Source organism: Streptomyces sp. JNUCC 64 (genome assembly GCF_054484115.1).
The window spans coordinates 6,342,670-6,368,180 of the sequence record NZ_CM137015.1 but is presented as its reverse complement, the minus strand read 5'-3'; the positions used below and the strand labels follow the sequence as shown (position 1 = coordinate 6,368,180).

Below are 25,511 nucleotides of genomic sequence, written 5' to 3'. Positions count from 1 at the left end.
GCCGGGGGGCGCCCGACGCATCGGGTGCCCCGCCGCCCCGGCCCTCCACGCCGGAAGGACCGTCATGCCCCGTCTGACCCCGCTCACCCCCGACACGGCGGTCGGCGCCTCGCGCGACCTCCTCGCCGAACTGGTCTCCCGCCACGGGAGCGTCGGCGACATGGTCGCCACGATGGCCCACTCGCCTGCCGTCCTCGGCGGCTACCTCCAGCTCAGCCGGGCCATGGGCCGGGCCAAGCTGCCCCGGGCGACCAGCGAACGGATCTCGATCGCCGTCCAGGCCCGGCAGGGCTGTCGGCTCTGTCTCGACGCCCACGTCGACGCCGCCCGCGCGCTGGGCGTGGACGAGGACGAGATCGCCCGGGCCCACCAGGGCACCTCGGCCGATCCCGCGACCGCCGCGCTCATCGCCCTCGCCCTGCGGATCCACCGCGAGCCGGCCTCGATCACCGACGAGCACATCGCCGCACTGCGCGAGCACGGCCACGGCGACCGGGTGATCGCCGACGTGGTGGGCGTCGTCGCCCTCAACGTCCTCACCGGCTCCTTCAACCTGCTCGCCGGCCTCTCCCCGGAGGGCGGCACCCATGCGTAACGACACCCCCGCACTCCGGCACGGGGCGCGGCCCCCGACCCGGGGCCCGCCGCACGGACCCAGAGGAACCCGTCATGAGCCTGTTCGCCATCCGCGACTACCGCTATCTGTTCAGCGCCCAGATCATCGCCCTGTTCGGCACCGGACTGACGACCGTGGCCCTCGGACTGCTCGCCTACGACCTCGCGGGACCGGACGCCGGTACCGTCCTCGGCACCGCCCTCACCGTCAAGATGGTCATGTACGTGGTGATCGCCCCGCTGGCCGCCGCGTACGTCGGCCGCTTCCCCCGCAGGACCCTGCTGGTCCTGCTGGACGTGGTACGCGCCGCGGTGGTGCTGGCCCTGCCGCTGGTCAGCGAGGTCTGGCACGTCTACGTCCTGATCGGACTGCTCCAGGCCGCGTCGGCGACGTTCACCCCGGCCTTCCAGGCCGTCATCCCGGACGTGGTCACCGACGCGTCCGCCTACACCCGGGCCCTGTCCGCCTCCCAGGTCGCCTCCACCATGGAGAGCCTGCTCAGCCCGGTCCTCGCGGCCCTCGCCCTCGCGTTCATCAGCTTCGACCTGCTGTTCCTGGGCACCTCCGCCGGATTCCTGCTCTCCGCCCTGCTCATCCTGCCGACCCGCCTCCCCGACGCCCGTCCCAGCGCCCGCACCGGGGTGTGGGAGAAGGCCGCGGGCGGGATCAGGACGTTCTTCAGGACCCCCCGGCTGCGCGGGGTGATGGCGCTCAACCTGGTGGTCGCGGCGGCGGGTTCGATCGTCATCGTCAACACCGTCAACCACGTCCGGGACGGACTCGGCGGCTCGCAGTCGGACGTCGGGTGGATGCTCGCCGCCTCCGGCGGCGGAACCCTTCTGGCCGCCCTCGCCCTGCCCAAGGTGCTCGACCGGGTCGCCGCCCGCACCGTGATGGTGACCGGCGCCGGTGTCCTCGTCGGCGGCACGGTCGCCGCGGTGGCCCTCGTCTCGACCGGACTGGCCGGCTGGACCGGTACGGCGATCGTCTGGGCCGTGATCGGCGTCGGCATGGCCCTGGTCATCACCCCGACCGGAACCGTCCTGCGCTCCTCGGTCGAACCCCACGAGATCCCCGGGGCCTTCGCCGCCCAGTTCTCCCTCTCCCACCTGGCCTGGCTGGTCACCTACCCCGTGGCGGGCTGGCTCGGCACCCACACGGGCTTCACCCTCACCTGGTCCCTCCTCGCGGCCCTCGCCGCGACCGGCACCGCCGGCGCCCTCCTGCTGTGGCCGCGCCACGACGGACGACGGGCCCCGGCCACCGCCCCGGCGACGCGGGTCCGGACCGCGTCCCTCACGGACCGGTCGGCCCTCTCCAAGGCCGCCTGAGGAACCGTTCCGCCCCCGCCGGTGACGGGACCGTACGCCAGCCGTACGGTCCCGTCACCGGCTCGCGGCGTTGGCCCGCAGCACCGGCACCGTCCGCCACATGATCCAGGCCAGAAGCACCGAGACGACGCCCGCCACCGCCACCAGCCCGGTGAACGCGGCGCCCACCTCCGACGGCCAGGCCACCACGGCGGCCACCAGCACCCCCGTGGGCATGCCCAGCAGGGGCCACCCCTCCAGGACGCGCGTGAAGACGACGCAGGACGCCACCAGGGCTCCGGCGCCGCCGAAGACCGCGCCGAACCCCGTGACGAACTGCCGCACCAGGCCCGGTGGCGCCTCGCAGCGACGTCTGCCCTCGTCCGGACCCGGGCAGCCGGGCAGCGAGATCAGCTCGGACACTCCGAAGACCACCCCGCCGAGCGCGAGGAAGAACCCCAGGAACAACAACCCCCGTGACACCATCGCCCCACTCTAGGAGCCGTTCCGCCGGAAGTCAGGGCCCGACCGCCGGGGGAACGCCCCACGACCGGGCGCCGAAAGCCCCCGGAAGCCCCCGGAAGGGCTGGCGGAGCCCCGCCCCGCGCCCTACTGTCCCCAGTGCCGCCGTCACGGCGGTGTCACCGTCGGTGCGGCGGTGGCGCGGAGGCCGCCGCCCGGTCACGTCCACGGCGGCCCGTCGTCCCAGGGGGTTTCCATGGGGTCCAGGACCGTCCGTCGTCTCTCGCTCGCCCTCGCCGGGCTGATCGCCTCGGCCGCCCTCATCGGAGCGGCCGGGCAGATCGCGAAGATGCTCATCCCGGGGGAGCGGCCGTCCTCCTCGGTGAGCGCCATGAACAAGGCCGACTTCGTCGGCTGAGGCACGACGGCCGTCCGCCCGGACCGCGCGGCGGTCCGGGCGGACGTCGTGAGGGCTCCGGGCCGGGCGGGGAGCCGCGCGGACACCGGACCGGAGGACGCCGTGAGGACGCCCGGCCGGACGGAGGGTCAGAGCAGTTCCCGGAGGCGTTCGGCGAGCAGGTCCCAGCGCCAGCGCTCCTCGACCCAGGCCCGGCCCCGCTCCCCCATCCGCCGCCGCAGCTCCGGGTCGCCGAGCAGGGTGACGATCCGGTCGGCGGCCTCCTCGGGCCGTCCGCCGCGCACCACCCAGCCGGTCTCCCCGTCCAGGACGGCGTCCGGGGCGCCGCCGGAGTCCCCGGCGATCACCGGCAGCCCGGTCGCGGACGCCTCCAGGTACACGATCCCGAGGCCCTCGACGTCCAGCCCGCCCCGCCGGGTGCGGCACGGCATGGCGAAGACGTCACCGGCCCCGTAGTGCGCGGGCAGCTCCGACCAGGGCACCGAGCCGGTGAACCGCACCGAGTCCGCGACCCCCGCGCTCACCGCGAGCCGTCGCAGGTCCTTCTCGTACGGACCGCCGCCGACCACCAGCAGCACCGCGTCCGGGACGGCGGCCAGCACCCGGGGCATCGCCTCGATCAGGGTGTCCTGGCCCTTGCGGGGCACCAGCCGGGAGACGCAGACCACCACCGGCCGGTCCGCGAGGCCCAGCCGCTCCCGGACCAGGTCGCCGCCCGAACCGGGGTGGAAGGTCTTCTCGTCGACACCGGGCGGCAGCTGGACCATCCGGGCCGCGGCGGCGGGCGTCAGCGCGGCGGCGATGCGCGAACGGGTGTACTCGCCGAGGTAGGTGAGGGTGTCCGTGGACTCCCCGATACGGCGCAGCAGCTGACGGGACGCGGGCAGTTGCGCCCAGCCCGCCTCGTGCCCGTGGGTGGTGGCCACCAGCCGCTTCGCCCCGGCGGCGCGCAGCGCGGGCGCCATCAGTCCCAGCGGGGCGGCGGCCCCGAACCACACCGACTCGCAGCCGTGTTCCCGCAGCAGCCCGGTGGCCCGGCGGGTGACGCGCGGGGTCGGCAGCAGCATGGTGGTGCGGTCGCGGACGACGGTGAAGGGCTGTTCCGCGTCGAAGGCGGCGGTGGCCTCGACGCCCTCGCGGCTCCGCTTCCAGGTGGAGGCGTAGACGACGATCCGGTCGGGGTCCAGCCGTAGGGCCATGTTGTGGAGGAACGCCTGGATACCACCGGGCCGGGGCGGGAAGTCGTTCGTGACGATCAGGGTCTTTCGCATCGGCGTCGACAGTACCGAACCGCCCCGCGCGCCCGCGCCCCGGCGCCCGGCCGCCCACCACCGGCCCGTCGCGGCGGCCCGGCCCGTTCCGCCGCCCCGCCCGCCGGGACCGCGCGACGGACCGACACCGGCACGCACGCGCCCGCGCGGGACCGGAGAACCGGCGCCCGGCGGAACCGTCTGCGCCCTTACGCGCCGGACCCGTGCCCCGCGCCCGGCGGAAGGACCGGCACCCGTGACGTCGCACCCCTCCCCGGCGCCCGTCCCCCGCGCCCGCGCCCGCGCCCGCGACGGAAACGACCCGTCCCCGCACCGGCGAGGCCCGTACCCGACGGGACCGGTCCCCCGTCCCCGTACCCGCAGGCCCCGGGCGGCGCCGTCGGACGATCCTGCTACCCGCAGGCCCAGGGCCGCACCGTCGGACGGTCCCGTACCCGCAGGCCCCGGGCCGTGCCATCGGACCGTCTCGTACCGGCGGAACCCACCTGAGGGACCGGACCGCACGGCACCGGACCGTCCCCGTCCCCGCAAGCGCCGGAGGGCGGGCGGCCTCAGCCCAGCACCCGCCGCAGATAGGTCCGCCACAGCCCGGTGAACTCCTCCTCGGAGACCCCGCACACCTCCCGCAGCGCCGCGTCGGCCGCGCCCTCGCGCCGCTCCCGGGCGCCGACCGCCCGGTAGAGGGCGTTCAGCCGGGCCGCGCCCCACCGTTCCCCGGCCGTCTCGCAGGCCAGCCAGCCGCCCTCGTAGGCACGGGCGAGCCGGGCCGGGTCCTGGCCGAACCCGAAGTCGTCGTCCCCGGGCAGCCGTCCGGGCACCCGGCCGTCGCGGACCGCCCGCGCCAGTTCGGGGGCGAGCCGGGGGGCGTCCCCGTCGGGCTCCGCCCGGTAGGCCACCCAGTCGGCGTACCCCTCGGAGAGCCACAGCGGGGTGGCCGCCGAGGTGTGGGCGCGGGTGGCGACATGGGTGGCCTCATGGGTGAGGACGGCCTGCCGTCCGAAGGCGCCGAGCGCCGGGTACGTCTCGGGGTTGACCACGATCCGGTCGGCGGGGCCCTCGCCGCCGACGCGGCCGGTGGTGACGGCGGCGATCCCCCGGTAGCCGTCGGCGGGCGCGCCCAGCAGCCGCCCCATCGCGGTGAGGGTGCCGGGGACGAGGACCAGCAGCCGCCGGGACCGGTCGCCGTCCCAGGCGGCGGCGACCGCCGGGACCGCGCGGTCCGCGAGTCCGGCCAGCTCGGTGAGCCGGGCCCGGTCCCCGGCCGAGCCCAGGACCAGCGACCGCTCGCCCCGGACCACCTCGACGGGACCCTGTTCCCACAGCTGGCGCGGCGCCCCCTCGGCGGGCCGGTCGGCGGCGACGTACCAGCGCCCGGCGCGGCGTCTGAGGTCGAGCACCCGGGCGCTGACGACCGGCGCCGGGTCGAGGTCCGCGATCCGGTGGCCCCGGTCCGCGCGAACGGTGGCCCGGTCCCCGTCGCCCTCCGCGCGGACCGAGGTCACCCGGTAGGTCCAGGAGCGCAGCGGCACCGCGGCCAGCCGGTCGTAGACGGGGTCGGCGGGCGGGGCGCCGCCGTCCGGGCCGGGGTCGGTGGTGGCCCGGTACCCGGCGGCGTCCCGGGTGAGCAGGGCCCGGGCCCGGCGGTCGAGGAGGCGCTGCGCGCGGTCGGCGCTCAGCGCGCCCGGCGGGGCGGGCCCGGCGCAGGCGGCCGCGCCGCCGAGGGGGACGAGGGCCGCCGCCGTGGCGCGCAGCACGGACCGCCGTCGCGCGCCGTGCCCCTGCCCCGCCATGCTCAGAGGGTACGGGGCCGGGTCAGACCCGGGTCACCGAGGAGACGGGCATCATCCCGACCGGGTCGTAGCGGACCGCCGCGCCGGGGTAGGGGGCGTGCACCACCTGGCCGCCGCCCACGTACATGCCGATGTGGCTGGCGTCGTCCCGGTAGGCGACGAGGTCGCCGGGGCGGGCCTCGGAGAGCGCGACCCGCCGTCCGGCGAACCGCTGGGCCTGGGAGGTGCGCGGCAGCGCGACCCCGGCGCGGGCGTACGCCCACTGGGTCAGCCCCGAACAGTCGAATCCGGTGGGCCCGTTGGCGCCCCAGACGTAGGGGCGGCCGAGGGCGGAGCGGGCGGCGGCGACGGCGGTCGCGGCGCGGTCGGAGGGGGCGGTGGTGCCGGGCGGGGCGAGGGTGTCGCGGCCGGAGCGGGAGGCCCGGTCGTAGGCGTCGCGCTGGGCCCGGGTGAGGGTGTTGAGGAGCCGTCGGGCCTCGGCGAGCTGGCGTTCGACGACCCGTTTGCGGCGGGCCACGTCGGCCCGGCCGCGTTCCAGTTCGGTGAGGGCGCGCAGGGCCCCGGCCCGTTCCCGGGCGAGGTCGCGCCGGGCGCCCTCCAGCCGTCGGAGTTCCCCGGCCTGGAGGCCTCCGGCGTGGGCGAGGGCGGCGGCCCGGTCGAGGTAGGACTCGGGGTCCGCGGCGAGCATCAGCTCCACCACGGGGGCGACCGTCCCGGAGCGGTACTGGGCCCCGGCGAGCGCGCCGAGGGTGCCGCGCAGGGCGTTGACGCGTTCCTGGCCCCGGGCGGCGCGGTCGCGGGCGGAGTTCGCGGTGGCGCGCAGCCGGTCGGCGCGCTCCCCGGCCCGGTTGTACTCCTCGGTGGCGCGTTCGACCCGGGCGAACAGCCGGGCGATCTCGGCCCGGGTCGCGGCCGGGGTGTCCCGGGGCGCGGCGGTCGCGGGGGGCGCGACGAGGGCCGCCGCCGCGGTGGCCGCGGCGGCGGTCAGGACGGTGGCGCGGGCGGCCCGGTCGGGTCCGGGTTCCGCTGGGCGGCGATGGGTCCCCACGGGCTGCCGCACTCCTTCGCTGTCGGCGGACCGGCGCGCCGTGGGGTGCCCGCGGCGTGCCGTTCGTCGTCTTGTCGTCCCCCGGGGGCGGGGAACGCGCGCCGACAGTAGCCGGGGGACGTGGTCACGGCCAACGACCGCCCCGTGCACGCACGGTGACGACCCCTCGCAGACGCAGGTCACGCGTGGGACGGGGGGTCAGCGGGGAATCCTGGATTTCGCCCGATCGGAGGGATGTCGCGGCGCGGAGGAGACGGTTCGCCCGGCCCGTTCCCGTACCCGGCGGACCCGGCTCCGGCTCCGGCGGCCGGACGTGAACGCGCCGCCGCCCGTGGACCGGTCGGGGTCCACGGGCGGCGGCGGGTTTCCGAAGAGGGGGCGCGAGCGCCGGAGCGGGCGCGCGTCAGACGCGCACGCCGAACATGTACGGCATGTTGTTGATGGACTCGTAGCGCACGACCGCTCCGGTGCGGGGGGCGTGCAGGACCTGGCCGTTGCCCGCGTAGAAGCCGACGTGGTGCAGGTCGGAGTAGAAGAACACCAGGTCGCCGACGCGCAGATCGCTCTGCGAGTTGATCCGGGTGCCGATCTGCGCCTGGGCCTGCGAGGTGCGCGGGATGGACTGGTTGACCTGGGCGAAGGACCAGGAGGTGAGTCCGGAGCAGTCGAAGGAGCTGGGGCCGCTGGCGCCGTAGACGTACGGGCGGCCGACCTTGCTCTGCGCGGCGGCGTAGGCGGAGGAGGCGCGGGCCGAGACCGGCTTGTCGGAGCTCTGGCCGCCGCCACCGGCCTTGGCGCTCTCGCCGGAGCCGCCGGAGCCGCTCTTCTTGGACGTGGAGCCGGAAGCGGACTTCGACTCGGACGCGGCGGCCTTCTCCTGCGCCTTGAGGGCCGTGCGCTCGCTGGCGCGGCTGGCGCGCTGCTCCGCCGCCTCCAGCGCGGCCTTCTCGGCGGCGGTCAGCGAGTTGAGGAGCTTCTGCGCCTCGGCGAGCTTGCCCTGCACCTCGCGCTTCTTGTCGCCGAGTTCGGTACGGGTGTCGGCGAGGTCCTTGAGCTTGGCCCCGGCCTCCTGGCGCTGCTGGGCCAGGGCGCGCTGCTTCTCCTGGATGACACTCAGCGACTCGACCTGCTTGCCGCTGAGCTGGTCCAGGGCGGACGCCTTGTCCAGGTAGCTGTCCGGGTCGGCGGAGAGGAAGAGCTGGAGCGACGGGTCGATGCCGCCGCTGCGGTACTGGGCGCTGGCGAGGGAGCCGAGGCCGGAGCGCAGCTCGTTGACCTCGTCCTGGCCGCGGGCGACCTTGTCCTGGAGGGTGTCGATCTCCTTCTCCAGTTTCCGCTGCTTCTCCTTGGCCCCGTTGAACTTCTCGGTGGCCTGCTCCGCCTCCTGGTAGAGCTTGTCCACCTTGGACTTGACCTCGTCCTTGGTGGGCTTCTCGCTGGGGGCGGCCTGAGCGGTCTGGGAGGTGAGCGCGACGGCCGCGGCGGCGGTCGCGGTGAGCACGGTCACACGGGCGCGGCTCGGCTGCTTCGGTCGACGGTGGGACGCCACGGAGGCGAGCTCCTTCTTCCCTCAGCCGCCTACCGATTCGCCGGTGGGCGGTGCCCCTCCACCGTCGCTCCCGTTGAGCGATCACCCGAGCGGAGGTTCGACGCCCGACCTTAGTGACCCCCTTGTGATCAGTTCAAATCCTCACCGGAAAATTCTCGATCGCCACCGGCATTCTTTACACATAACTCACGAGTGGTGATGCCGGGCTGACCGTACGTCGCGGACAAGGAGCGCCAAGGGCGTCACATGACCCTGAACGCGACAGAAAGGTCACAAAGGACACAACCGACGCGCGGCGTCCGGGAGTCGGCCGGGCGGGAGCCGCTAGGGGACGGGCACGGGCGGCGCGCCCCGGCCGGTGCGGAGTCAGCCGCGCGAGAGCCGCTTGAGGAGCATCGCGGAGGCCACCGGACGCGCCCCCACCCGGGCCACCCCGTCCGCCACCTCGCGGTCCGTGGAGGCCACGATGACCGGACGGCCGGGGGGTTCGGCGCGCACCAGCTGACGGATCAGCTCGTCGGCGGTCACCCCGGGCTTGGAGAACAGCACCCGCACCCCGCGCGGGGGCGCCAGCAGCACCGGCGCCACGAGTTCGGCGCCGTCGAAGACGCAGGTGATCTCGGCCCCGGTCTGCGCGGCGAGCCCGGAGAGCTGGCCCAGCAGCCGCAACCGCTGCTTCTCCAGCGGCATCTGGGGGTAGCCGGTCTTGGTGACGTTGTAGCCGTCGACCACCAGATGGGCCTGCGGCAGCCCCAGCAGCTGGTCCAGGATCGCGGGGTCGTGCTCGGACAGGGCGCGGGCCGCGATGTCCTTCGGGGTCATCCGGCCCGGCTCGACGGCGTCCACGGTCTCGGCAGGCCGTACCGACACCGGGGGCAGGGCGAGTTCGCGGCGCAGCCCCTGCGCGGACTCCAGGACGGTGTCGAGCAGCAGCCGCAGCCGCATGTCCTCGACGCTGCGGCCCTCGCGGGCGGCGCGGCGGCTCGCCTCCAGGGCCGCCTCGGCCTCCCCGAGACGGGCCTTCAGCCGCCGGGTCTCGCTCTCGGCGGCGGAGAGCTGGGTGTGGCCCTCGGCCCGGACGCTCTCGGTCTCGGCGTGCGCCTTGCGCAGTTCGGCCTGGCCCCGTTTGACGTCGCTCAGCGCCCCGCGCAGCTTGCGCTGGACGGCCTCGGCCTCCCGGCGGGCGGTGTCCAGTTCGGCGCGCAGCCGGTCCGCCTCGGCACGGGTCTGGTGGCGGAGTCCGTCGAGTTCGGCGCGCAGCCGGTCGAGTTCGGCGCGGGCCTCCTCGTCGACGCGTTCGGCGTCGGCCCGTTCGGCCTCCTCACCGGCGGCGGCGACGAGCTTGACCCAGCCGACGGGCCGCAGGACGTACGCGGCGGCGGCCACGTCGAGGGGGTCGGCGGCGGGCGGCGGGGAGCCCGAGTCCAGGGCCTCGGCCAGCTCCGGCTGGCCCTGCCGCAGGAACTCGGCGATGCGCTGGCGGAACAGCGCGTCGCCCTCCACGGCGGCCGCCATCGCGTTGCCCGCGAACTTGGCGCGGCGGCTGGGGGTGAAGCGGGCGTACTGCCGCAGCGCGCCCGGCAGCTCGGACGGGGTGAGCCCGCCGAAGCCGTCCGAGACGATCTGGACGACCCGGCGGCGTACGCCCTCGGGCAGCGGGCCGTCGAGCACCTCGGCCGCGCCGTCGTCCGGCGCGCCGCCTCCGCTCTCCGTCATCCGTCCACCCCACTAGCTGTGCGGGGCCGGCTCCGTCAGGAGTCGGCGCCCGGCCTGTCCACGAGTTCTACGTTGTCGAGCGCGTTGCACCAACGGCAACGCACCGACTCGATGGTCTCACTGACGACCTCGCGCTCCTCCACCTTCGACTCTCCGGCGAGGTCGAGGTGGACGTACTCGACCACCTTCGACGAGCGGGTCACGTCGAAGCGGGTGAGGTTGCCGCAGAGCGTGCAGCGCCACCGCGTGGTGTCGGTCGGCAGGGGAACCGTCATCGTGAGCGTCACTTTCCGTCGGGTACGGAGCCCGCGGCGGCGGGACCCGTCAGTTCCATGGTGCGCCCGTCGCCAGGGCAGGTGTCGCGGTAACCCTACGACCTGTGCGCGCGGCGCCGCTCGGCCCCCGGCCACGGCGGGGCAACCGTACGGTTCCGGTCCCGTTCCGTCATGATCTGTTCATGTTCGGCTCCCGGGACGACGTACGGGGTGCGCGTTCGCACCGGATCGCCCGGACCGTGGCGGCGGCACCGGTGACCCACGCGCTGATCGCCTCGTGCGCGCTGGTCTTCGTCGCCTCCCCCGCGTCCGGGATCGGGGCGGCGCACGGCAGCGGGGACGCCCTGCTCCTGGCCCAGCGGGAGATGTTCGCCCGCTGGGGGGTGGTCCCCGCGGAACTGCTGGCCGGGGAGGCGCGGGCCCTGGTGACGCCCGTCACGGCCCTGTTCGTGCACGGGGGCTGGGCCCATCTGCTCGGCAACATGCTGTTCCTCCAGGTCTTCGGGGTGATGGCCGAAAAACGCCTGGGCTCACTGCGGTACCTCGCGCTGTACACGGGCTGCGGCGCCCTCGCGCTCCTCGGATACGCGCTGGCGCACGCCGACTCGGCGCAGACCCTGGTGGGCGCCTCGGGGGCGATCTCCGCCGTCCTCGGGGCCTTCCTCTACCTCTTCCCCGGGGCGCGGGTCACCAGTCTGTTCCCGTTCCTGTTCTTCCTGCCGTTGCGGTTCCCGGCCTGGGTGGTGCTGCCGTTCTGGGTGGGGCTCCAGTGGCTGGCCGCGACCCGGAGCGGACCGGGGCCGGGCGTCGCCTACCTCGCGCATCTGATCGGCTTCGGTCTGGGACTGCCCGCCGCGCGGGCGGCCCGGGCCGGACGGGACCGGGCACGGGCGCGGGCGCGGGCCGGACGGGACCGGAGGGGTACGTGCGGCCCCGGCGACCCCGATGGCCCCGGCGGGACGCGGGCTACAGTGAGACCACCAGCCGCGGCCACCGAGGGAGACAGCAAGCCGTGATCACCGCGATCGTGCTCATCAAGACCAGCGTGGACCGCATCCCCGAGATCGCCGGGGCGATCGCCGCGCTGGACAGCGTCAGCGAGGTGTTCTCGGTCACCGGCACCTACGACCTGATCGCCATGGTCCGGGTCCGGGCCCACGAGGAGCTGGCGGAGATCATCCCCGGCCGGATCAGCAAGATCCCCGGCGTGGAGGCCACCGACACCCATGTGGCGTTCCGCACCTACTCCCAGCACGACCTGGAGGCGGCGTTCGCCATCGGCCTGGACTCCTGAGCCCCGGCCCCTCCCGCTCCTCCGGCCCCTCGCGGCCTCCCCGCTCCTCCCCGGCCCCCTCGGTCCTCCCCCGGACCTTCCGCTCGCCGCCGCCCGGTTCCCCGCCGGGCCGCGACACCCCCCGCCGGGCCGCGGCACCCGTCACACCCTCCCCACCCGTCCCCTACCCCGCGTTCCGGCCGGGCCCTTCCGGACCGAAGATGAAGAATTCCTCATCCCGGTCTCATCCTGCGGCCCGGTTCGTTTCGTCACGATCGATCCCATGGTTTTCACTCATCGCATAGCGGCCCTGGCCGCCGTCGTCGCCATCCCGCTCGGGATAGCGGTGACGAGCTATGCCCTCACCGACACACCGGACGACCGCAAGGCCCCCACCAAGGTGGAGCTGGAGAGCGGCACCCCCGCCGCCCCGGGCGACTCCCCCAGCGTCCCCCGCGACGAGACGGTCTCCCCGCCTCCCGCCCGGACCCCCGAGGGCGCCACGTCCGGGAACACCGCCGGCACCACCGGCACCGGCACCACGGGCACCACCGGCACCACGGGTTCCTCCGGAAACACCGGCACCTCCGGGAACACCGGGAACACCTCGGCGGGCACCTCCGCCAGCCCCTCGGGCAGCAACTCACCCAGCCCCTCGGCGAGCGCCTCCTCCGGCGATGACGACGACGATGACGGTCCCGGCGGGGACGACGACTCCGGTGACGACGGCTGACCCGGTGCGCCGCTGGGTCTCCGCCCGGCTGCGCATCCTGCTCTGGCTCCTCCTGGTGATGGCGGTGGCGCTCGGCGCCGTCGCCTTCGCGACCCGGTCGGTGCTGCTGCGGGACGCCGACCACCGCGTCCACGGGCTCCTCGACCAGGAGGCCCGGGAGTTCGCCAACCTCGCCAAGCAGGGCGTCGACCCGCAGAGCGGCCAGCGCTTCACCGATCCGGTGCCGCTGCTGGAACTGTTCCTGCTGCGGCAGTACGCCGACCCCGACGAGGAACTGCTGGGGCTGATCGAACGCCCCGGACAGACCCCCGCCCAGCGGGTCCAGCCCCGGGAGATCCGGGTCGACAAGCCGCTGGCCGACGACGACGAGGCGAAGACCAGCATCTTCGAGTCCAAGGAGTCCACCGGCACCCTGCACCGCTCGCGGGGCGAGGTGCGCTGGGCGAAGGTGGTCATCGAGCCCGACCCGGGCAAGCCCCGGGCCGCGTTCGTCGTCGCCATCCACCCGGGCGCCGAAGAGGCCCGGGCGAACGACGTGTTCACCATGCTGCTCGCCATCTCCGGGGTGGCGCTGCTGATGACCACGGGCATCGGCTGGGCGGTCGCCGGACGCATCCTGCGGCCGGTGCGGCTGATCCGGACCACCGCCGACCAGCTCACCGAACAGGACCTGACCCGGCGCATCCCGGTGCAGGGCCGCGACGACATCGCCGCGCTCGCCGAGACCTTCAACGCGATGCTCGACCGGCTGGAGCGGGCGTTCGCCGCCCAGCGGGAGTTCGTCGACGACGCCGGTCACGAGCTGCGGACCCCGATCACCATCGTCCGGGGCCATCTGGAGCTGATGGGCGACGACCCCGCCGAGCGCGAGGAGACCGTCCGGATCGTCCTGGAGGAACTGGAGCGGATGAGCAGGATCGTGGAGGACCTGCTCCTGCTCGCCAAGGCCGAGCGCCCCGACTTCGTCAGCCCCGGCCCGGTCCAGCTCGGCGAGCTGACCGCCGATGTGTTCGTCAAGGCCAGGGCCCTCGGGGACCGGCGGTGGACGCTCGGCTCGGTCGCCGACGCCGAGGTCCGGCTGGACGCCCAGCGCATCACCCAGGCCATGGTCCAGCTCGCCCAGAACGCCGTGCAGCACACGGTCGCCGGACAGCAGGTCACCCTGGGCTCCCGGATCGTGGACGGCCGGGTGGAACTGTTCGTCGCCGACACCGGCCCCGGGGTCCAGCCGCAGGACGCGGAGATCATCTTCGAACGCTTCCGGCGCGGCACCGCCCGGCGCGGCGCCCGCAGCACCGGCGCCGGACTCGGGCTGTCCATCGTCCGGGCCATCGCCGAGGGCCACGGCGGACGGGTCGGACTGCGGCCCACCGAGGGCGGCGGCGCCACCTTCGTGCTGTCCTTCGGCGGCACCGGGGGACCGGGCGCCGAGGGCGACGGCGACACCATCCTCCTGCCCGTACTGGACGAGCTGGACGAGCCCGCCGAGGAGGCCCTGCCGTGAACCGGATACTCATCGTGGAGGACGAGGAGCGCATCGCCGCCTTCGTCGAGAAGGGGCTGCGCTCCAACGGCTTCACCACCACCGTCGTCGGCGACGGCGAGGCCGCCTACGACTACGCGGTCACCGGCGGCTTCGACCTGGTCGTGCTGGACATCGGGCTGCCCGGGAAGGACGGCTTCACCGTGCTGCGGCAGCTGCGCGAGGCGCGGGTGTCGGTCCCGGTGATCGTGCTCACCGCCCGGGACTCGGTCCGCGACACCGTCGCCGGGCTGGAGGGCGGCGCCGACGACTGGATGACCAAGCCGTTCCGCTTCGAGGAACTGCTCGCCCGGGTCCGGCTGCGACTGCGCACCGCCGCCCGCGCCCCCGAGGTCACCGTGCTGCGCAACGGGGAGCTGACCCTGGACCTGCGCACCCGCCGGGCCCGTTCCGGGGAGCGCACGGTGGACCTCACCGCCCGGGAGTTCGTCCTGCTGGAGCTGTTCCTGCGCCACCCCGGCCAGGTGCTGTCCCGCGAGCAGATCCTCTCCCACGTCTGGGGGTACGACTTCGACCCCGGCTCCAACATCGTCGACGTCTACGTCCGCGCCCTGCGCAAGAAACTGGGCGCCGACCGGGTCGAGACCGTCCGGGGCATGGGCTACCGGCTGCCCGAGTAACCGCCGTCCGCCCCCGCCCGCGCGGGGTCACCGGGAACGCGCGCCCGCGCGCTCCGGTGGCCCCGCGCGGGTGCGTCCGGGGCCCGGACGACAGCGCGTCCGGAACGGGACGACGGGTGCGTCCGGGGCGGGACGAAAGGGGACGGACGCCGCGTGAAGTTCCTTTCATCAACGGCTCATGGAGCGCTCACCGCCCGGGTGAACCCTCTCTCATGTGACTGTGAACCTCCGGCAAATGGCGACCCTCTGCGTGGCCCTCAGCGTCTGCGCGGTGCTCGTGGTGCCCGGCAACTTCCCGGGACTGAGCGGTGACGCGCGCATCACGCTCGCCGTCTTCGCGCTGGCCACCTGCGCCTGGATCGGCACCCCGATCGACGACACCTACATCGCCCTCGGGGCCGGGCTCGCGCTCACCGCCACCGGCGTGATCAGCAGCGACGCCCTGTTCGGCACCCTCGGCGACGACACCGTGTGGCTGCTGATCTGCGCCTTCGTGCTCGCCGCCGCCGTCGGACGGACCGGGCTCGCCGGACGGGCCGCGGCCTTCCTGGTGAGCGGCGCAGGCAATGTGCGCCAGCTGGTCCACCTGACGACGGCCGCGCTGGTCGTCACCGCCTTCGCGGTGCCCGCCACCTCCGGCCGGGCCGCCCTCGCGATGCCGGTGTTCCTCGCCCTGGCGAAGGTCCTCGCCGACCGCAAGCGGCTGGTGGTGATGCTGGCGCTGCTGTTCCCGACGGTGATCCTGCTGTCGGCGGTGGCGACCCTGATCGGCGCGGGCGCCCATCTGATCACCGTGTCGGTGCTGTGGGACGCGGTGGGCGAGCGGATCGGCTTCACCGAGTGGCTGCTCGTCGGGCTGCCGCTGGCGATCGTCTCCTCGCACCTGGCGGCCGAGGTCGTGCTGTTCACCACCACCAAGCGGGCCGACCGCCAGGGCCCCGTCCACATCACCGCCGAGCAGATCCAGGAGCACAGCGAGCGGCCCGTCATCGGCCCCTGGGAGCCCGCCGAGACCCGCTGCGCGCTGCTGCTCGCCACCGTGATCGCCCTGTGGTGCAGCGAGCCGCTGCACCGGGTGCCGCCCGCCGTGGTCGCCCTGATCGGCGCGGTCGTCGCCTCCTCCCCCGCGCTCGGCACCGTCCGGCTCAAGGACGCGCTGAAGACGGTGCCCTGGTCGATGCTGCTGTTCATGGCGGCGACCATGGCGATGGGCCTGGCGCTCTCCGACTCGGGCGCCGCCGGGTGGCTGGTCGGCGGCATCCCGCTGGACCTGCCGCCGTGGCTGTTCCTCACCGTGATCGTGGTGGTGTCCACCGCCGCGCACCTGCTGCTGCAGTCCCGTTCGGCGCGCTCCTCCGTCCTGGTGCCCCTGGTGGTCGCGGCGGCGGCCTCCGCCGGGGTCAACCCGGTGGCCGCCGCCCTCGCCTCCACCGCCGCCGCGGGCTTCTGCCACACGCTCCCCGCCTCGGCCAAGCCCGTCACCCTCTACGCCGAGATCCCCGGGGTCCCGACCTACACCCCGGGCGACCTGCTCCGGATGTCCGCCGTCCTGGCCCCGCTGACCGCCGCGCTGGTGCTGCTGTTCGCGGTCGCCGTGTGGCCGCTGCTGGGCATCCCCCTCACCCGCTGACCCACGGCCCCGGCCGTTCCCCGCGGGCCTCGCGCCCGCCCACCCTCACCCTCAGGAGCACCCATCATGCTGACCCGTTTCGCCGTCGCCCCGAGCGGCTTCAAGGAGTCGCTGTCCGCCGAGTCCGCCGCCGAGGCCATCGCCGAGGGGGTGCGCCGGGTCGTCCCGGACGCCGAGATCGATCTGATCCCGCTGGTCGACGGCGGCGAGGGCACCGCCCAGGCGCTGGCCGCCGCCTCCGGCGGACGGCTGGTCCCGCTGCGCGCCACCGGCCCCACCGGGGACCGCATCGGCACCCACTTCGCGCTCCTCGGGGACAGCGAGGGCACCGCCGTGGTGGAGATGGCGGCGGTCGCCGGACTCTCCCTCGTCCCGCGCGACCTGCGGGACCCGGGCGCGACCACCACCTACGGCGTCGGCGAGCTGATCCGGGCCGCCCTGGACACCGGGGCCCGCCGGATCCTCGTCGGCTGCGGCGACTCCGGCACCTCCGACGGCGGCGCGGGCGCCCTCCAGGCCCTCGGCGCCCGGCTGCTGGACGCGGACGGCCGGGAACTCCCGCGCGGCGGAAGCGCCCTGACCCGCCTCGACCGGATCGACCCGGCGGGACTGGACCCGCGGCTGGCCGCCACCGAGATCCGGGTGGCCTGCAACCCCTACAACGTGCTGTGCGGGGAGCGCGGGGTGGCCAGGGTCTTCGGCCCGCAGAAGGGCGCCACGCCCCAGCAGGTCGAGCACCTCGCCGCCGCGCTGGAGCACTGGGCGCACGTCCTCACCCGGGACCTGCGGGTCGGCGCGGACCTGTGCCACGGCCGGGGGACGGGCGCCTCCGGCGGGCTGGGCGCGGGCCTCGCCGCGCTCGGCGCCGAACTGCTGCCCCGCTTCGACGTGCTGCTGGACCGGCTGGGTCTGGACGAGCGGCTGGCCCGCGCCGATCTGGTGGTCACCGCCGAGGGCGCCCTGGACCACCAGACCCCGCGCGGCAAGGTGCCCGCCGAGGTGGCCCGCCGCGCCAAGCTGGCGGGACGGCCGGTGCTGGCGCTGGCGGGCACCCTCGGGGAGGGCGCCCACCAGGTGCGCTCGGTCGGCGTCGACGCCTACGGTTCGATCATGCCCGCGCCGGTCTCCCTCACCGAGGCGCTGGGCCGTGGCGGGGAGTTCCTCACCGACGCGACCGAGCGCGCCCTGCGGATGATCCAGCTCGGCACCCGGCTGGGCGGGGAGCCTCAGGCGGCGGTGCCGGCGGGGTCCGGCACGCAGCGCCCGTCCTCGGTGCGGTAGCTCCAGCGGGCGCCGTCGGTGACGAGTTCCCGCACCGCCCGGACGAACCGCTCCACGTGCTCGTCGGGGGTGCCCGCCCCGAAGCTGACCCGGATCGCGTTCAGCGAACGCTCGCCCGGCGCGGCTTCGGGCGCCCCGCACTCCCCCGGGTCCCGGGGGTCGGTGCCGAGCAGGGTGCGCACCAGCGGGTGGGCGCAGAACAGTCCGTCGCGGACGCCGATCCCGTACTCGGCGGAGAGCGCGGCGGCGAGGTGGGAGCTGTTCCAGCCGTCCACCACGAAGGAGATGACCCCGACCCGGGGGGCGTCGTCGCCGAACAGCGACAGCACCCGCACCTCGGGGATCTCCGCGAGTCCGGCCCGCACCCGGTCGATCAGCACCCGCTCCCGGGCCACCAGCCGGTCGAACCCGGCCTCGGTGAGCGCCTTGCAGGCGGAGGCGATGGCGTAGGCGCCGATCACGTTGGGCGAACCGGCCTCGTGCCGGGCCGCGTTGTCGTGCCACTCGACGTCCACCCCGCCGTCGGCGCGCCGGGAGACCCGGCGGGAGGCGCCGCCCCCGGCGAGGTACGGCTCGGCCTCGCGCAGCCAGTCGGCGCGTCCGGCGAGCACCCCGGAGCCGAAGGGCGCGTACAGCTTGTGGCCGGAGAAGGCGATCCAGTCCACGTCGAGGTCGGCCACGTCCACCGGGTGGTGCGGGGCGAGCTGGGCGGCGTCCAGCACGATCCGGGCGCCGTGGGCGTGGGCGGCGGCGGCGAGTTCGCGCACCGGCCACAGTTCGCCCGTCACGTTGGACGCGCCGGTGACGCACACCAGGGCGGGCCCGTACGGGTCGCGGGCGGCGAGCGCGCGCTCCAGGGTGTCCACGGCCTCGCCCGGGGTGCGGGGGGCGTCGAGGTAGGTGACGCGGGCGTCGCGCCAGGGCAGCAGGGAGGCGTGGTGCTCGGTCTCGAAGACGAAGACCTGGCAGTCCGCGGGCAGGGCGGCGGCCAGCAGGTTCAGCGAGTCGGTGGTGGAGCGGGTGAAGACGACCTGGTCGCCCTCGCGGCAGCCGAGGAACTCCGCGACGGTGCGGCGGGCGTTCTCGAAGAGGTCGGTGGAGAGCTGGGAGAGGTAACCGGCGCCCCGGTGGACGCTTCCGTAGTAGGGCGCGTAGGCGGCGACGTCGTCCCAGACCCGCTGGAGCGCGGGGGCGCTGGCGGCGTAGTCGAGGGCGGCGTAGTCGACCTCGCCGCCGGTGACGAGCGGAACGGTGACGTCGCGGCCGAGGACGGGGAGCAGGGGCTCGGCGGCGACGGGGGCGCAGACGGGGTCGGCGGTGGTGGCACGTGCGGACATGACGGACTCCCGGGTGAGGCAGGGCGCGTCGGCCGATGCCGGGGCAGCGCGGAGCGCACGGCGGCACGGCGTCCGGCGGCGGATCGCGGACGCGCGTCGGCGCGTGCGGAACCGGCCGGGGAATCGGCGTGGAGACGCGGAGAAAGGGTGAAAGGAACACACCGGACAGGGCGTGCGCGGAGGTGGGGCGCTGCGCCCTATCGCATTCGCTTGCTCACGAGACCGCTCCCTCGACGACCAGGACCCCTGGAGACGCGAGGGGTCCGCGCTTGCCGTAGACCTCGCTGCCTACGGCCTGGTCTTCACCCGGGGCACCCCGCCACGGACGGAGGGTTGCCGGACAGCAGGCCGGGGCCGATGCGCTGTCACTCATGACCTGGGATGCATCATGCCAGACGTTCCCCCGGACGCACTACCCCGTCCCGGATCACGGACACGCGTCCGGCCGCCCCGCGGGTGCGGGACGGCCGGAGGGAGCGGAGCGGGAGGCGCTCAGGCGTTGCTGACGGCGACCCAGCGCTCCAGGGTCCGGCGGGCCGCCCCCGAGTCGATGGACTCGGCGGCCCGGGCGATGCCGGTGCGGATCTGGTCGGTGAGCGGACCGCCGCCCGGGGCCAGCGCCACCAGCGCGGCGGCCGAGTTGAGCAGCACCGCGTCCCGCACCGGCCCGGTCTCCCCGGCGAGCAGCCGTCGGGCCACATCGGCGTTGTACGAGGCGTCCGCGCCGCGCAGCGCCTCCACCGGGACCAGGTCGATGCCCACGTCACGGGGGTCGAAGGGCTGCTCGGCGACCGAGCCGTCGCGGACCGTCCAGACCCGGGAGGTGGCGGTGGTGGTCAGTTCGTCCAGTCCGTCGTCGCCCCGGAAGACCAGGGCGGAGGTGCCCCGCTCGGCGAGCACCCCGGCGACCACCGGCGCCATCCGGGCGTCGGCGACCCCGGTGGCCTGGGCACCCACCCGGGCGGGGTTGGTGAGCGGGCCGAGGAAGTTGAAGACGGTCCGGATGCCCAGCTCCTTGCGGGCGGCGCCCGCGTACCGCAGGGCGGGGTGGAACTTCACCGCGAAGCAGAAGGTGATCCCGGCCTCCTCCGCCACCTCGACCACCCGCTCCGGCGTCAGCTCCAGATTGACGCCCAGCTTCTCCAGCACGTCGGAGGCGCCGCTCGCGGAGGAGGCGGCGCGGTTGCCGTGCTTGACGACCTTCGCCCCGGTCCCGGCGACGACGATCGCGGACATGGTGGAGATGTTGACGGTCCGGGCGCCGTCGCCGCCGGTGCCCACGATGTCCACGGCGGGCCCGGGGACCTCTATGGTCCGGGCGTGCCGGTACATGGCGCGGACCAGTCCGGTGATCTCCTCGACGGTCTCGCCCTTGGCCCGCAGCGCCACCGCGAACCCGGCGATCTGCGCGTCCGTCGCCTCGCCGCTCATGATCCGGTCCATCGCCCAGGCCGTGGCGTCGGCGCTCTGGTCCTCGCCCGACAGCAGGGCGTTCAGGACCTGCGGCCAGGAACGGACCGCCGTGGTGTCGCCTCCGGCGTGGGTCACAGCGCTCATGGGTCGCTCCCGGGTGTGGGCCGCGGCGGGACGGGCCGCGCGGCGGACGGTGGACGGCCCCGTCCGTCGTCCGGCCGGGGCCCGTTGCGCTCCACCCTATCCAGGAGCGGAACGCGCGGAGGGCCCCGTCCGTGCAGTGGACGGGGCCCTCCGGGTGGCGACCGCCGGGACCCCCGCGCGGGGCCCCGGCCGTGGGAGATCAGTGGTGGCCGTGGCCGTCCTGGATCTCCTTGTACTCCTCGACGGTGGGCTTGGCGATCTGGCCCTGCTCGCCGTAGTAGCTCTTCGACATCCGGGCGCGCAGCTTCTCCAGCGGGGAGACCTTGCGCTCGACGCCGTTCTCGTCGACCAGCGGGCCGAGCTCCAGGGGCTTGTACTGCTCGTGCTGGGTGAGCGTGTGCAGCTGCTCCTGGTTGAGGGGCTCGTGGACCTCGATGAACTCGCCGTGCGGCAGGCGCTTGATGATGCCGGACTCGCGTCCGTGCAGCACCTTGTCCCGGTCCCGGCGCTGGAGGCCGAGGCAGATCCGCTTGGTGACGATGAAGGCCAGCACCGGTCCCACGAAGAACGCGATGCGCACGAACCAGGTGATCGAGTTGATCGACAGGTGGAAGTGCGTGGCCACGAGGTCGTTGCCGCCGCCGATCAGCATGATCACGTACCAGGTGATCCAGGCGACGCCCACGGCGGTCCGGGTCGGCGCGTTGCGCGGGCGGTCCAGCAGGTGGTGCTCGCGCTTGTCACCGGTGACCCAGGACTCGATGAACGGGTACACCGCGATGGCGACCAGCACCAGCGGGAAGACCATCAGCGGGATGAACACGCCCAGGACGAGGGTGTGCCCGGCGAAGTTGATCTCCCAGCCCGGCATGACACGGATCAGGCCCTCGGAGAAGCCCATGTACCAGTCCGGCTGGGCGCCCGTGGACACCATGTCCGGACGGTAGGGGCCGATCGACCAGATGGGGTTCAGGGTGACCAGCGCGGAGATGACCGCGATGACACCGAAGACCAGGAAGAAGAAGCCACCGGCCTTGGCCATGTAGACCGGCATCAGCGGCATGCCGACGACGTTCTTCTGGGTCCGGCCCGGGCCGGGGAACTGGGTGTGCTTGTGGTAGATGACGAGGATCAGGTGGGCCACGATCAGGCCCAGCATGATGCCCGGCAGCAGCAGCACGTGCGCGGAGTAGAAGCGGGCCACGAAGTCGTGCCCCGGGAACTCCCCGCCGAACAGGAAGAACGACAGGTACGTGCCGACGATCGGCACGGACAGGACCGCGCCCTCCATGAAGCGGACACCGGTGCCCGACAGCAGGTCGTCCGGGAGCGAGTAGCCGGTGAAACCGGTGAACATGCCGAGGACGAACAGCAGGAAGCCGAAGACCCAGTTGACCTCACGCGGCTTGCGGAACGCGCCGGTGAAGAACACGCGCATCATGTGCGCGAACATGCCCGCCAGGAAGATCAGCGCGGCCCAGTGGTGGATCTGCCGGATGAGCAGACCGCCACGGACCTCGAACGAGATCTTCATGGTGGAGTTGAACGCCTCGGAGACCAGCTGGCCCTGGAGCGGCACGTACGGGCCGTGGTACTCCACCTCGTTCATCGACGGGTGGAAGAACAGCGTCAGGTAGACACCCGTCAGGATGATGATGACGAAGGCGTAGAGGCAGACCTCGCCCAGCATGAAGGACCAGTGGTCCGGGAAGATCTTGCGCATGTTGGCCTTGGCCAGGGAGTAGATCCCCAGCCGGCCGTCCGCCCAGTCGGCGACCCGCTCGCCGGCGGGCGCTTTGCCCCGGCGTGCGTCGGTCTCGGTGGTCGTCGTGGTACTCATCCGCGCTCCCAGAAGGCCGGACCGACAGGCTCGTCGAAGTCGCCGAGCGCCTCAAGGTAACCCTCCTTGTTCACACCGATCCGCAGCTGCGGAAGGGGGTGACCGGCGGGACCGAAGATGACCCGGGCGCCGTCGGAGAGGTCGAAGGTGGACTGGTGGCACGGGCAGAGCGCGTGGTGCGTCTGCTGCTCGTACAGGCTGATCGGGCAGCCGACGTGGGTGCAGACCTTGGAGTAGGCGACGATCCCGTCGTGGGACCACTCCAGCTCCTGCTTGTCCTTGATGTCACCGGGCTGGAGCCGGACGATCATCACGGCGGCCTTGGTGATCTCGACCAGGAAGCTGTGGTCGTGCTCGTCGAGGCCCTCGGGCTTGACGAACGTCAGCGAGCCGACGGTGATGTCCTCGGGACGCAGCGGCTCGTTGGTGTTCATGTTGACGAGCAGCTTGCCCTTGGCCCACAGGGTGTGGCGCAGCTTGGTGCCGGGCGCCGGGCCCAGACCGCCGAGCAGCACGACGCCGGAGAGCGGGAACAGCGCCAGGGCGCCGAACATCGTGTTGCGGATCAGCTTGCGGCGCCCGAGCCCGGACTCCTCGGCACCCTGCCGGAAGTCCGCCATGACCTTCGCCTTGACCTCCGGGGAGGCGGCGATCGGGTGACGGTCGTCGGCGATCTCCACGTCGGACATCAGGGTGCGGGCCCAGTGGACCGCGCCCGCGCCGATGAGGAACAGCGAGACGCCGAGGGTCAGGCCGAGCGTGAAGTTCAGGGCGTTGGTGTGCCCGATCGGCCAGACGTAGATCGCCTTGTCGACCGGGATGGTCAGGTACGCGGCGATGAACCCGACGGTGCCCAGCATCGACAGCACGAACATCAGGGCGACGGTGCGCTCGGACCGCTTGGCCGCCCGCTCGTCGATGTCCTGGATGCGGTGCTCGTGCGGGGGCAGCCCCGGGTCCGCGAACGGGTTCTCCGTGTCGGCCAGGGCGACCGAGCCGTGGGCGTGGTCCTGCGCGGCGGGCAGGTTCTCTTCTGGAATGTCTTGGCTACTCATGACTTCTTGGCCTTTGCGGTCCGAGCGGCGACCCAGATGGCGGTGATGATCAGCGCGCCCAGACCGAAGATCCAGGCGAACAGACCCTCGCTCACCGGGCCGAGCCCGCCGAGGTTCATACCGCCGTTGTAGACGGTCTTGTCACCGTTGACCGCGTCGATGTAGGCGATGATCGCCCGCTTGTCCTTCTCCGGCATGGTCGTGTCGGGGAAGGCGGGCATGTTCTGGGGCCCGGTCTGCATCGCCTCGTAGAGGTGCTTCGGGCTGACGCCTTCGAGGCTGGGGGCGTACTTGCCCTTGGTGAGGGCACCGCCCTGACCGGTGAAGTTGTGGCACTGCGCGCAGTTGTTGCGGAACAGCTCGCCGCCCTTGGCGATGTCCGCGCCCTCGATGCTGTACTGCTTCTCCGTCGGCACGCTGGGGCCTGCGCCCATCGTGCTGATGTAGGCCGCCAGCTGGTCGATCTGGGCCTGCGTGTAGACCTTCTTCTTCTTCGGGGCCTGGGCGCCCTGGGACACCATCGGCATCCGGCCGGTACCGACCTGGAAGTCGACGGCGGCCGCGCCGACGCCCGCCAGCGGCGGACCGTCGGTGGTGCCCCGGCCGCCGGTGCCGTGGCAGCTGGCGCAGCCGACGGCGTACAGCTTCTTGCCCTCTTCGATGGCGAGGGACTGGGCGGTCTCGTCGGCCTGCGCCTTGCCCGCGGGTGCGAACGCGGCGTACAGCCCCCCGGTGGCCGCCAGCGCGAGGAGTAGGACGACGACAGCCGCCAGCGGGTGGCGTCGTCGTGCGGAGAGCTTTTTCACGGATTACCCCGGTGTCAGGATCTTCTGCGTCGATGCTTCTGGTTGTCGGGAGCGGCCCCCCTGGGGGCGCGGCCCGATTACTTGATCAAGTAGATCGTGGCGAAGAGGCCGATCCACACGACATCGACGAAGTGCCAGTAGTAGGACACGACGATCGCGGCGGTCGCCTGCTCGTGGGTGAACCTCCTGGCCGCGTAGGTGCGCCCCAGGACCAGGAGGAAGGCGATCAGGCCACCCGTCACGTGCAGTCCGTGGAAGCCGGTGGTCAGGTAGAACACCGAGCCGTACGGGTCGGAGGACAGCGAGAGGCCGTACTCCTTCACCAGCTCCGTGTACTCGAAGATCTGACCGCCGATGAAGACCGCGCCCATGACGAAGGTCACGATGAACCACATCCGGAGCTTCTTCACGTCCCCGCGCTCGGCGGCGAAAACGCCGAGCTGGCAGGTGAAGGAGGAGAGCACCAGGATCGTGGTGTTCGTGGCCGAGAACGGAAGGTTCAGGGTTGCCGCCTGTTCCTTCCAGAAGTCGGGACCGGTCACCGATCGCAGGGTGAAGTACATCGCGAAGAGGGCCGCGAAGAACATCAGCTCGGAACTCAACCAAATGATGGTTCCGACGCTGGTGAGGTTCGGCCGATTGACCGACGGGTGCGCGGGCCCGGTTTCTACTGTCGTTGCTGTCGCCACGACCGACATTATGTCGGTCGCTTATCTCGCCCTCACTCCGGGGGGTGCCGTTCGGTGTGTCCACCCGCTGTGCGCTGCCCGGATGGCCCATCGCGAGGGTGTCCGAACCGGTGTTGACGGGGTGTCCGAGGGAGTAGCATCCGCCCCAGCGGTTCCCGTCCCAGGCATCCCCCAGCCCCGGGCCAGGCAGGCTCCGGGGCGCTGAGCACTCGGAGGAACAATGCAGCCGACCGCCACGGTGCTGGTCTACAGCGATGACGCGAACACCCGGGAGCAGGTGCGGCTGGCGACCGGACGCAGGCCGGCCGCGGACGTGCCGCCCGTGGAGTTCGTCGAGTGCGCCACGCTCCCCGCCGTCCTCAAGGAGCTGGACCGGGGCGGGATCGACGTGTGCGTCCTGGACGGCGAGGCGGTGCCCGCGGGCGGGATGGGCGTCTGCCGTCAGATCAAGGACGAGATCTTCCGCTGCCCCCCGGTGCTGCTGCTGATCGGGCGCCCCCAGGACGCCTGGCTGGCCACCTGGAGCCGGGCCGAGGCCGCCGTCACCCTGCCGGTGGAACCGGTGGAGTTCGCCGAGGCGCTGGCCGGGCTGCTGCGCAGCAGGCTGGCCGTCGGCGCGTAGGCCCATCGCCGGACCACCCTGCGGCCGTCGGTCCGGTGTCCGCGCCCGTTCCGCCGGACCCCGGGGCCAT

24 protein-coding genes and 1 riboswitch are annotated in these 25,511 nt (G+C 73.7%); of the genes, 11 read left to right on the top strand and 13 right to left on the bottom strand.

Features of this window, described 5'->3' with window-relative positions; genetic code table 11:
• Window positions 1–64 precede the first annotated feature (64 nt).
• Together ACVWNX_RS26215 and ACVWNX_RS26210 are read left to right on the top strand one after the other, a co-directional pair.
• Window positions 65–595 carry a carboxymuconolactone decarboxylase family protein gene (locus ACVWNX_RS26215; RefSeq protein ID WP_454410481.1) on the top strand — a complete coding sequence of 177 codons (531 nt, stop codon included), beginning with the start codon at window positions 65–67 and terminating at the stop codon, window positions 593–595.
• A gap of 74 nt (window positions 596–669) precedes the next feature.
• The gene (locus ACVWNX_RS26210) at window positions 670–1,947 is read left to right on the top strand and encodes an MFS transporter (protein WP_454410479.1); all 1,278 of its coding nucleotides are present in this window, start codon (window positions 670–672) and stop codon (window positions 1,945–1,947) included.
• A 54-nt stretch (window positions 1,948–2,001) separates the two neighbouring features.
• On the opposite strand, the gene ACVWNX_RS26205 is transcribed toward ACVWNX_RS26210, so the two are convergent.
• On the bottom strand, window positions 2,002–2,412 hold the full coding sequence (locus ACVWNX_RS26205; protein WP_454410477.1) for a hypothetical protein: 411 nt from the start codon (window positions 2,410–2,412) through the stop codon (window positions 2,002–2,004).
• Window positions 2,413–2,644: 232 nt separating this feature from the next.
• On the opposite strand from ACVWNX_RS26205, the gene ACVWNX_RS26200 reads away from it, so the two are divergent.
• Entirely contained in the window at window positions 2,645–2,806 is a 162-nt protein-coding gene (locus ACVWNX_RS26200) for a hypothetical protein (protein ID WP_454410475.1), read from the top strand.
• A gap of 128 nt (window positions 2,807–2,934) precedes the next feature.
• On the opposite strand, the gene ACVWNX_RS26195 is transcribed toward ACVWNX_RS26200, so the two are convergent.
• The 6 genes from ACVWNX_RS26195 to ACVWNX_RS26170 all read right to left on the bottom strand — a co-directional run bounded on the left by ACVWNX_RS26195 (window position 2,935) and on the right by ACVWNX_RS26170 (window position 10,455).
• The gene (locus ACVWNX_RS26195) at window positions 2,935–4,077 is read right to left on the bottom strand and encodes a glycosyltransferase family 4 protein (RefSeq protein WP_454410473.1); all 1,143 of its coding nucleotides are present in this window, start codon (window positions 4,075–4,077) and stop codon (window positions 2,935–2,937) included.
• A 551-nt stretch (window positions 4,078–4,628) separates the two neighbouring features.
• Window positions 4,629–5,867: a hypothetical protein gene (locus tag ACVWNX_RS26190; RefSeq protein WP_454410471.1), complete on the bottom strand. Its 1,239-nt coding sequence runs from the start codon at window positions 5,865–5,867 to the stop codon at window positions 4,629–4,631.
• A 22-nt stretch (window positions 5,868–5,889) separates the two neighbouring features.
• Window positions 5,890–6,915, bottom strand: a complete 1,026-nt coding sequence (locus tag ACVWNX_RS26185) for a C40 family peptidase (RefSeq protein WP_454410469.1) — start codon at window positions 6,913–6,915, stop codon at window positions 5,890–5,892.
• A 403-nt stretch (window positions 6,916–7,318) separates the two neighbouring features.
• A complete protein-coding gene (locus ACVWNX_RS26180) occupies window positions 7,319–8,464 on the bottom strand; it encodes a C40 family peptidase (RefSeq protein WP_454410467.1) in 1,146 nt (381 codons plus the stop codon).
• A gap of 366 nt (window positions 8,465–8,830) precedes the next feature.
• A complete protein-coding gene (locus ACVWNX_RS26175; protein WP_454410465.1) occupies window positions 8,831–10,180 on the bottom strand; it encodes an NYN domain-containing protein in 1,350 nt (449 codons plus the stop codon).
• Between the two features lie 35 nt (window positions 10,181–10,215).
• Window positions 10,216–10,455, bottom strand: coding sequence for a hypothetical protein (locus ACVWNX_RS26170; protein WP_385485699.1), 240 nt, complete (start codon window positions 10,453–10,455; stop codon window positions 10,216–10,218).
• 182 nt (window positions 10,456–10,637) lie between these two features.
• On the opposite strand from ACVWNX_RS26170, the gene ACVWNX_RS26165 reads away from it, so the two are divergent.
• The 7 genes from ACVWNX_RS26165 (at window position 10,638) to ACVWNX_RS26135 (ending at window position 17,535) form a co-directional block, all read left to right on the top strand.
• Window positions 10,638–11,471 (top strand): rhomboid family intramembrane serine protease, encoded by an 834-nt coding sequence (locus ACVWNX_RS26165; RefSeq protein ID WP_454410463.1) that lies wholly within the window; start codon window positions 10,638–10,640, stop codon window positions 11,469–11,471.
• Window positions 11,468–11,749: an Lrp/AsnC family transcriptional regulator gene (locus ACVWNX_RS26160; protein ID WP_454410461.1), complete on the top strand. Its 282-nt coding sequence runs from the start codon at window positions 11,468–11,470 to the stop codon at window positions 11,747–11,749. The genes ACVWNX_RS26165 and ACVWNX_RS26160 overlap by 4 nt, the downstream gene beginning before the upstream one ends.
• A 262-nt stretch (window positions 11,750–12,011) precedes the next feature.
• Complete coding sequence (locus ACVWNX_RS26155; protein ID WP_454410459.1) at window positions 12,012–12,461, top strand: small secreted hydrophilic protein; 450 nt, start codon at window positions 12,012–12,014, stop codon at window positions 12,459–12,461.
• Window positions 12,406–13,965 (top strand): sensor histidine kinase, encoded by a 1,560-nt coding sequence (locus ACVWNX_RS26150; RefSeq protein WP_454410457.1) that lies wholly within the window; start codon window positions 12,406–12,408, stop codon window positions 13,963–13,965. The genes ACVWNX_RS26155 and ACVWNX_RS26150 overlap by 56 nt, the downstream gene beginning before the upstream one ends.
• Complete coding sequence (locus ACVWNX_RS26145) at window positions 13,962–14,624, top strand: response regulator transcription factor (RefSeq protein ID WP_454410455.1); 663 nt, start codon at window positions 13,962–13,964, stop codon at window positions 14,622–14,624. Before ACVWNX_RS26150 ends, ACVWNX_RS26145 begins: the two co-directional genes overlap by 4 nt.
• 214 nt (window positions 14,625–14,838) lie before the next feature.
• On the top strand, window positions 14,839–16,254 hold the full coding sequence (locus ACVWNX_RS26140) for an SLC13 family permease (protein WP_454410453.1): 1,416 nt from the start codon (window positions 14,839–14,841) through the stop codon (window positions 16,252–16,254).
• 66 nt (window positions 16,255–16,320) lie between these two features.
• Complete coding sequence (locus tag ACVWNX_RS26135) at window positions 16,321–17,535, top strand: glycerate kinase family protein (RefSeq protein WP_454410451.1); 1,215 nt, start codon at window positions 16,321–16,323, stop codon at window positions 17,533–17,535.
• Here ACVWNX_RS26135 and ACVWNX_RS26130 read toward each other — a convergent pair.
• The 6 genes from ACVWNX_RS26130 to ctaE all read right to left on the bottom strand — a co-directional run bounded on the left by ACVWNX_RS26130 (window position 17,481) and on the right by ctaE (window position 24,828).
• Complete coding sequence (locus ACVWNX_RS26130) at window positions 17,481–18,872, bottom strand: aminotransferase class V-fold PLP-dependent enzyme (RefSeq protein ID WP_454410449.1); 1,392 nt, start codon at window positions 18,870–18,872, stop codon at window positions 17,481–17,483. The genes ACVWNX_RS26135 and ACVWNX_RS26130 overlap by 55 nt on opposite strands.
• Before the next feature lie 260 nt (window positions 18,873–19,132).
• Window positions 19,133–19,249, bottom strand: a riboswitch (SAM riboswitch).
• 115 nt (window positions 19,250–19,364) lie between these two features.
• Window positions 19,365–20,429, bottom strand: coding sequence for an anthranilate phosphoribosyltransferase (gene trpD, locus ACVWNX_RS26125; protein ID WP_454410447.1), 1,065 nt, complete (start codon window positions 20,427–20,429; stop codon window positions 19,365–19,367).
• 199 nt (window positions 20,430–20,628) lie between these two features.
• Window positions 20,629–22,269: a cytochrome bc1 complex cytochrome b subunit gene (gene qcrB, locus ACVWNX_RS26120; protein WP_454410444.1), complete on the bottom strand. Its 1,641-nt coding sequence runs from the start codon at window positions 22,267–22,269 to the stop codon at window positions 20,629–20,631.
• Window positions 22,266–23,324 carry a cytochrome bc1 complex Rieske iron-sulfur subunit gene (qcrA, locus tag ACVWNX_RS26115; RefSeq protein ID WP_454410442.1) on the bottom strand — a complete coding sequence of 353 codons (1,059 nt, stop codon included), beginning with the start codon at window positions 23,322–23,324 and terminating at the stop codon, window positions 22,266–22,268. The genes qcrB and qcrA overlap by 4 nt, the downstream gene beginning before the upstream one ends.
• Window positions 23,321–24,130: a cytochrome bc1 complex diheme cytochrome c subunit gene (qcrC, locus tag ACVWNX_RS26110; protein ID WP_454410440.1), complete on the bottom strand. Its 810-nt coding sequence runs from the start codon at window positions 24,128–24,130 to the stop codon at window positions 23,321–23,323. The genes qcrA and qcrC overlap by 4 nt, the downstream gene beginning before the upstream one ends.
• A gap of 77 nt (window positions 24,131–24,207) precedes the next feature.
• Window positions 24,208–24,828, bottom strand: coding sequence for an aa3-type cytochrome oxidase subunit III (gene ctaE / locus ACVWNX_RS26105; RefSeq protein WP_454410438.1), 621 nt, complete (start codon window positions 24,826–24,828; stop codon window positions 24,208–24,210).
• 211 nt (window positions 24,829–25,039) lie between these two features.
• Between ctaE and ACVWNX_RS26100 the strand changes: the two genes are divergently transcribed.
• On the top strand, window positions 25,040–25,441 hold the full coding sequence (locus ACVWNX_RS26100) for a DNA-binding transcriptional response regulator (RefSeq protein WP_454410436.1): 402 nt from the start codon (window positions 25,040–25,042) through the stop codon (window positions 25,439–25,441).
• Window positions 25,442–25,511 lie beyond the last annotated feature (70 nt).

Excerpts from the sequence above, each read along its gene's own strand:
- ACVWNX_RS26215 (WP_454410481.1), top strand. The coding sequence starts at position 65 with ATGCCCCGTCTGACCCCGCTCACCCCCGACACGGCGGTCGGCGCCTCG.
- ACVWNX_RS26190 (WP_454410471.1), bottom strand. The coding sequence starts at position 5,867 with ATGGCGGGGCAGGGGCACGGCGCGCGACGGCGGTCCGTGCTGCGCGCC.
- ctaE (WP_454410438.1), bottom strand. The coding sequence starts at position 24,828 with ATGTCGGTCGTGGCGACAGCAACGACAGTAGAAACCGGGCCCGCGCAC.
- qcrB (WP_454410444.1), bottom strand. The coding sequence starts at position 22,269 with ATGAGTACCACGACGACCACCGAGACCGACGCACGCCGGGGCAAAGCG.
- ACVWNX_RS26150 (WP_454410457.1), top strand. The coding sequence starts at position 12,406 with ATGACGACGACGATGACGGTCCCGGCGGGGACGACGACTCCGGTGACG.
- ACVWNX_RS26205 (WP_454410477.1), bottom strand. The coding sequence starts at position 2,412 with ATGGTGTCACGGGGGTTGTTGTTCCTGGGGTTCTTCCTCGCGCTCGGC.
- ACVWNX_RS26170 (WP_385485699.1), bottom strand. The coding sequence starts at position 10,455 with ATGACGGTTCCCCTGCCGACCGACACCACGCGGTGGCGCTGCACGCTC.
- ACVWNX_RS26155 (WP_454410459.1), top strand. The coding sequence starts at position 12,012 with ATGGTTTTCACTCATCGCATAGCGGCCCTGGCCGCCGTCGTCGCCATC.
- ACVWNX_RS26100 (WP_454410436.1), top strand. The coding sequence starts at position 25,040 with ATGCAGCCGACCGCCACGGTGCTGGTCTACAGCGATGACGCGAACACC.
- ACVWNX_RS26135 (WP_454410451.1), top strand. The coding sequence starts at position 16,321 with ATGCTGACCCGTTTCGCCGTCGCCCCGAGCGGCTTCAAGGAGTCGCTG.
- trpD (WP_454410447.1), bottom strand. The coding sequence starts at position 20,429 with ATGAGCGCTGTGACCCACGCCGGAGGCGACACCACGGCGGTCCGTTCC.
- ACVWNX_RS26175 (WP_454410465.1), bottom strand. The coding sequence starts at position 10,180 with ATGACGGAGAGCGGAGGCGGCGCGCCGGACGACGGCGCGGCCGAGGTG.
- qcrA (WP_454410442.1), bottom strand. The coding sequence starts at position 23,324 with ATGAGTAGCCAAGACATTCCAGAAGAGAACCTGCCCGCCGCGCAGGAC.
- ACVWNX_RS26210 (WP_454410479.1), top strand. The coding sequence starts at position 670 with ATGAGCCTGTTCGCCATCCGCGACTACCGCTATCTGTTCAGCGCCCAG.
- ACVWNX_RS26165 (WP_454410463.1), top strand. The coding sequence starts at position 10,638 with ATGTTCGGCTCCCGGGACGACGTACGGGGTGCGCGTTCGCACCGGATC.
- ACVWNX_RS26200 (WP_454410475.1), top strand. The coding sequence starts at position 2,645 with ATGGGGTCCAGGACCGTCCGTCGTCTCTCGCTCGCCCTCGCCGGGCTG.
- ACVWNX_RS26130 (WP_454410449.1), bottom strand. The coding sequence starts at position 18,872 with ATGTCCGCACGTGCCACCACCGCCGACCCCGTCTGCGCCCCCGTCGCC.
- ACVWNX_RS26195 (WP_454410473.1), bottom strand. The coding sequence starts at position 4,077 with ATGCGAAAGACCCTGATCGTCACGAACGACTTCCCGCCCCGGCCCGGT.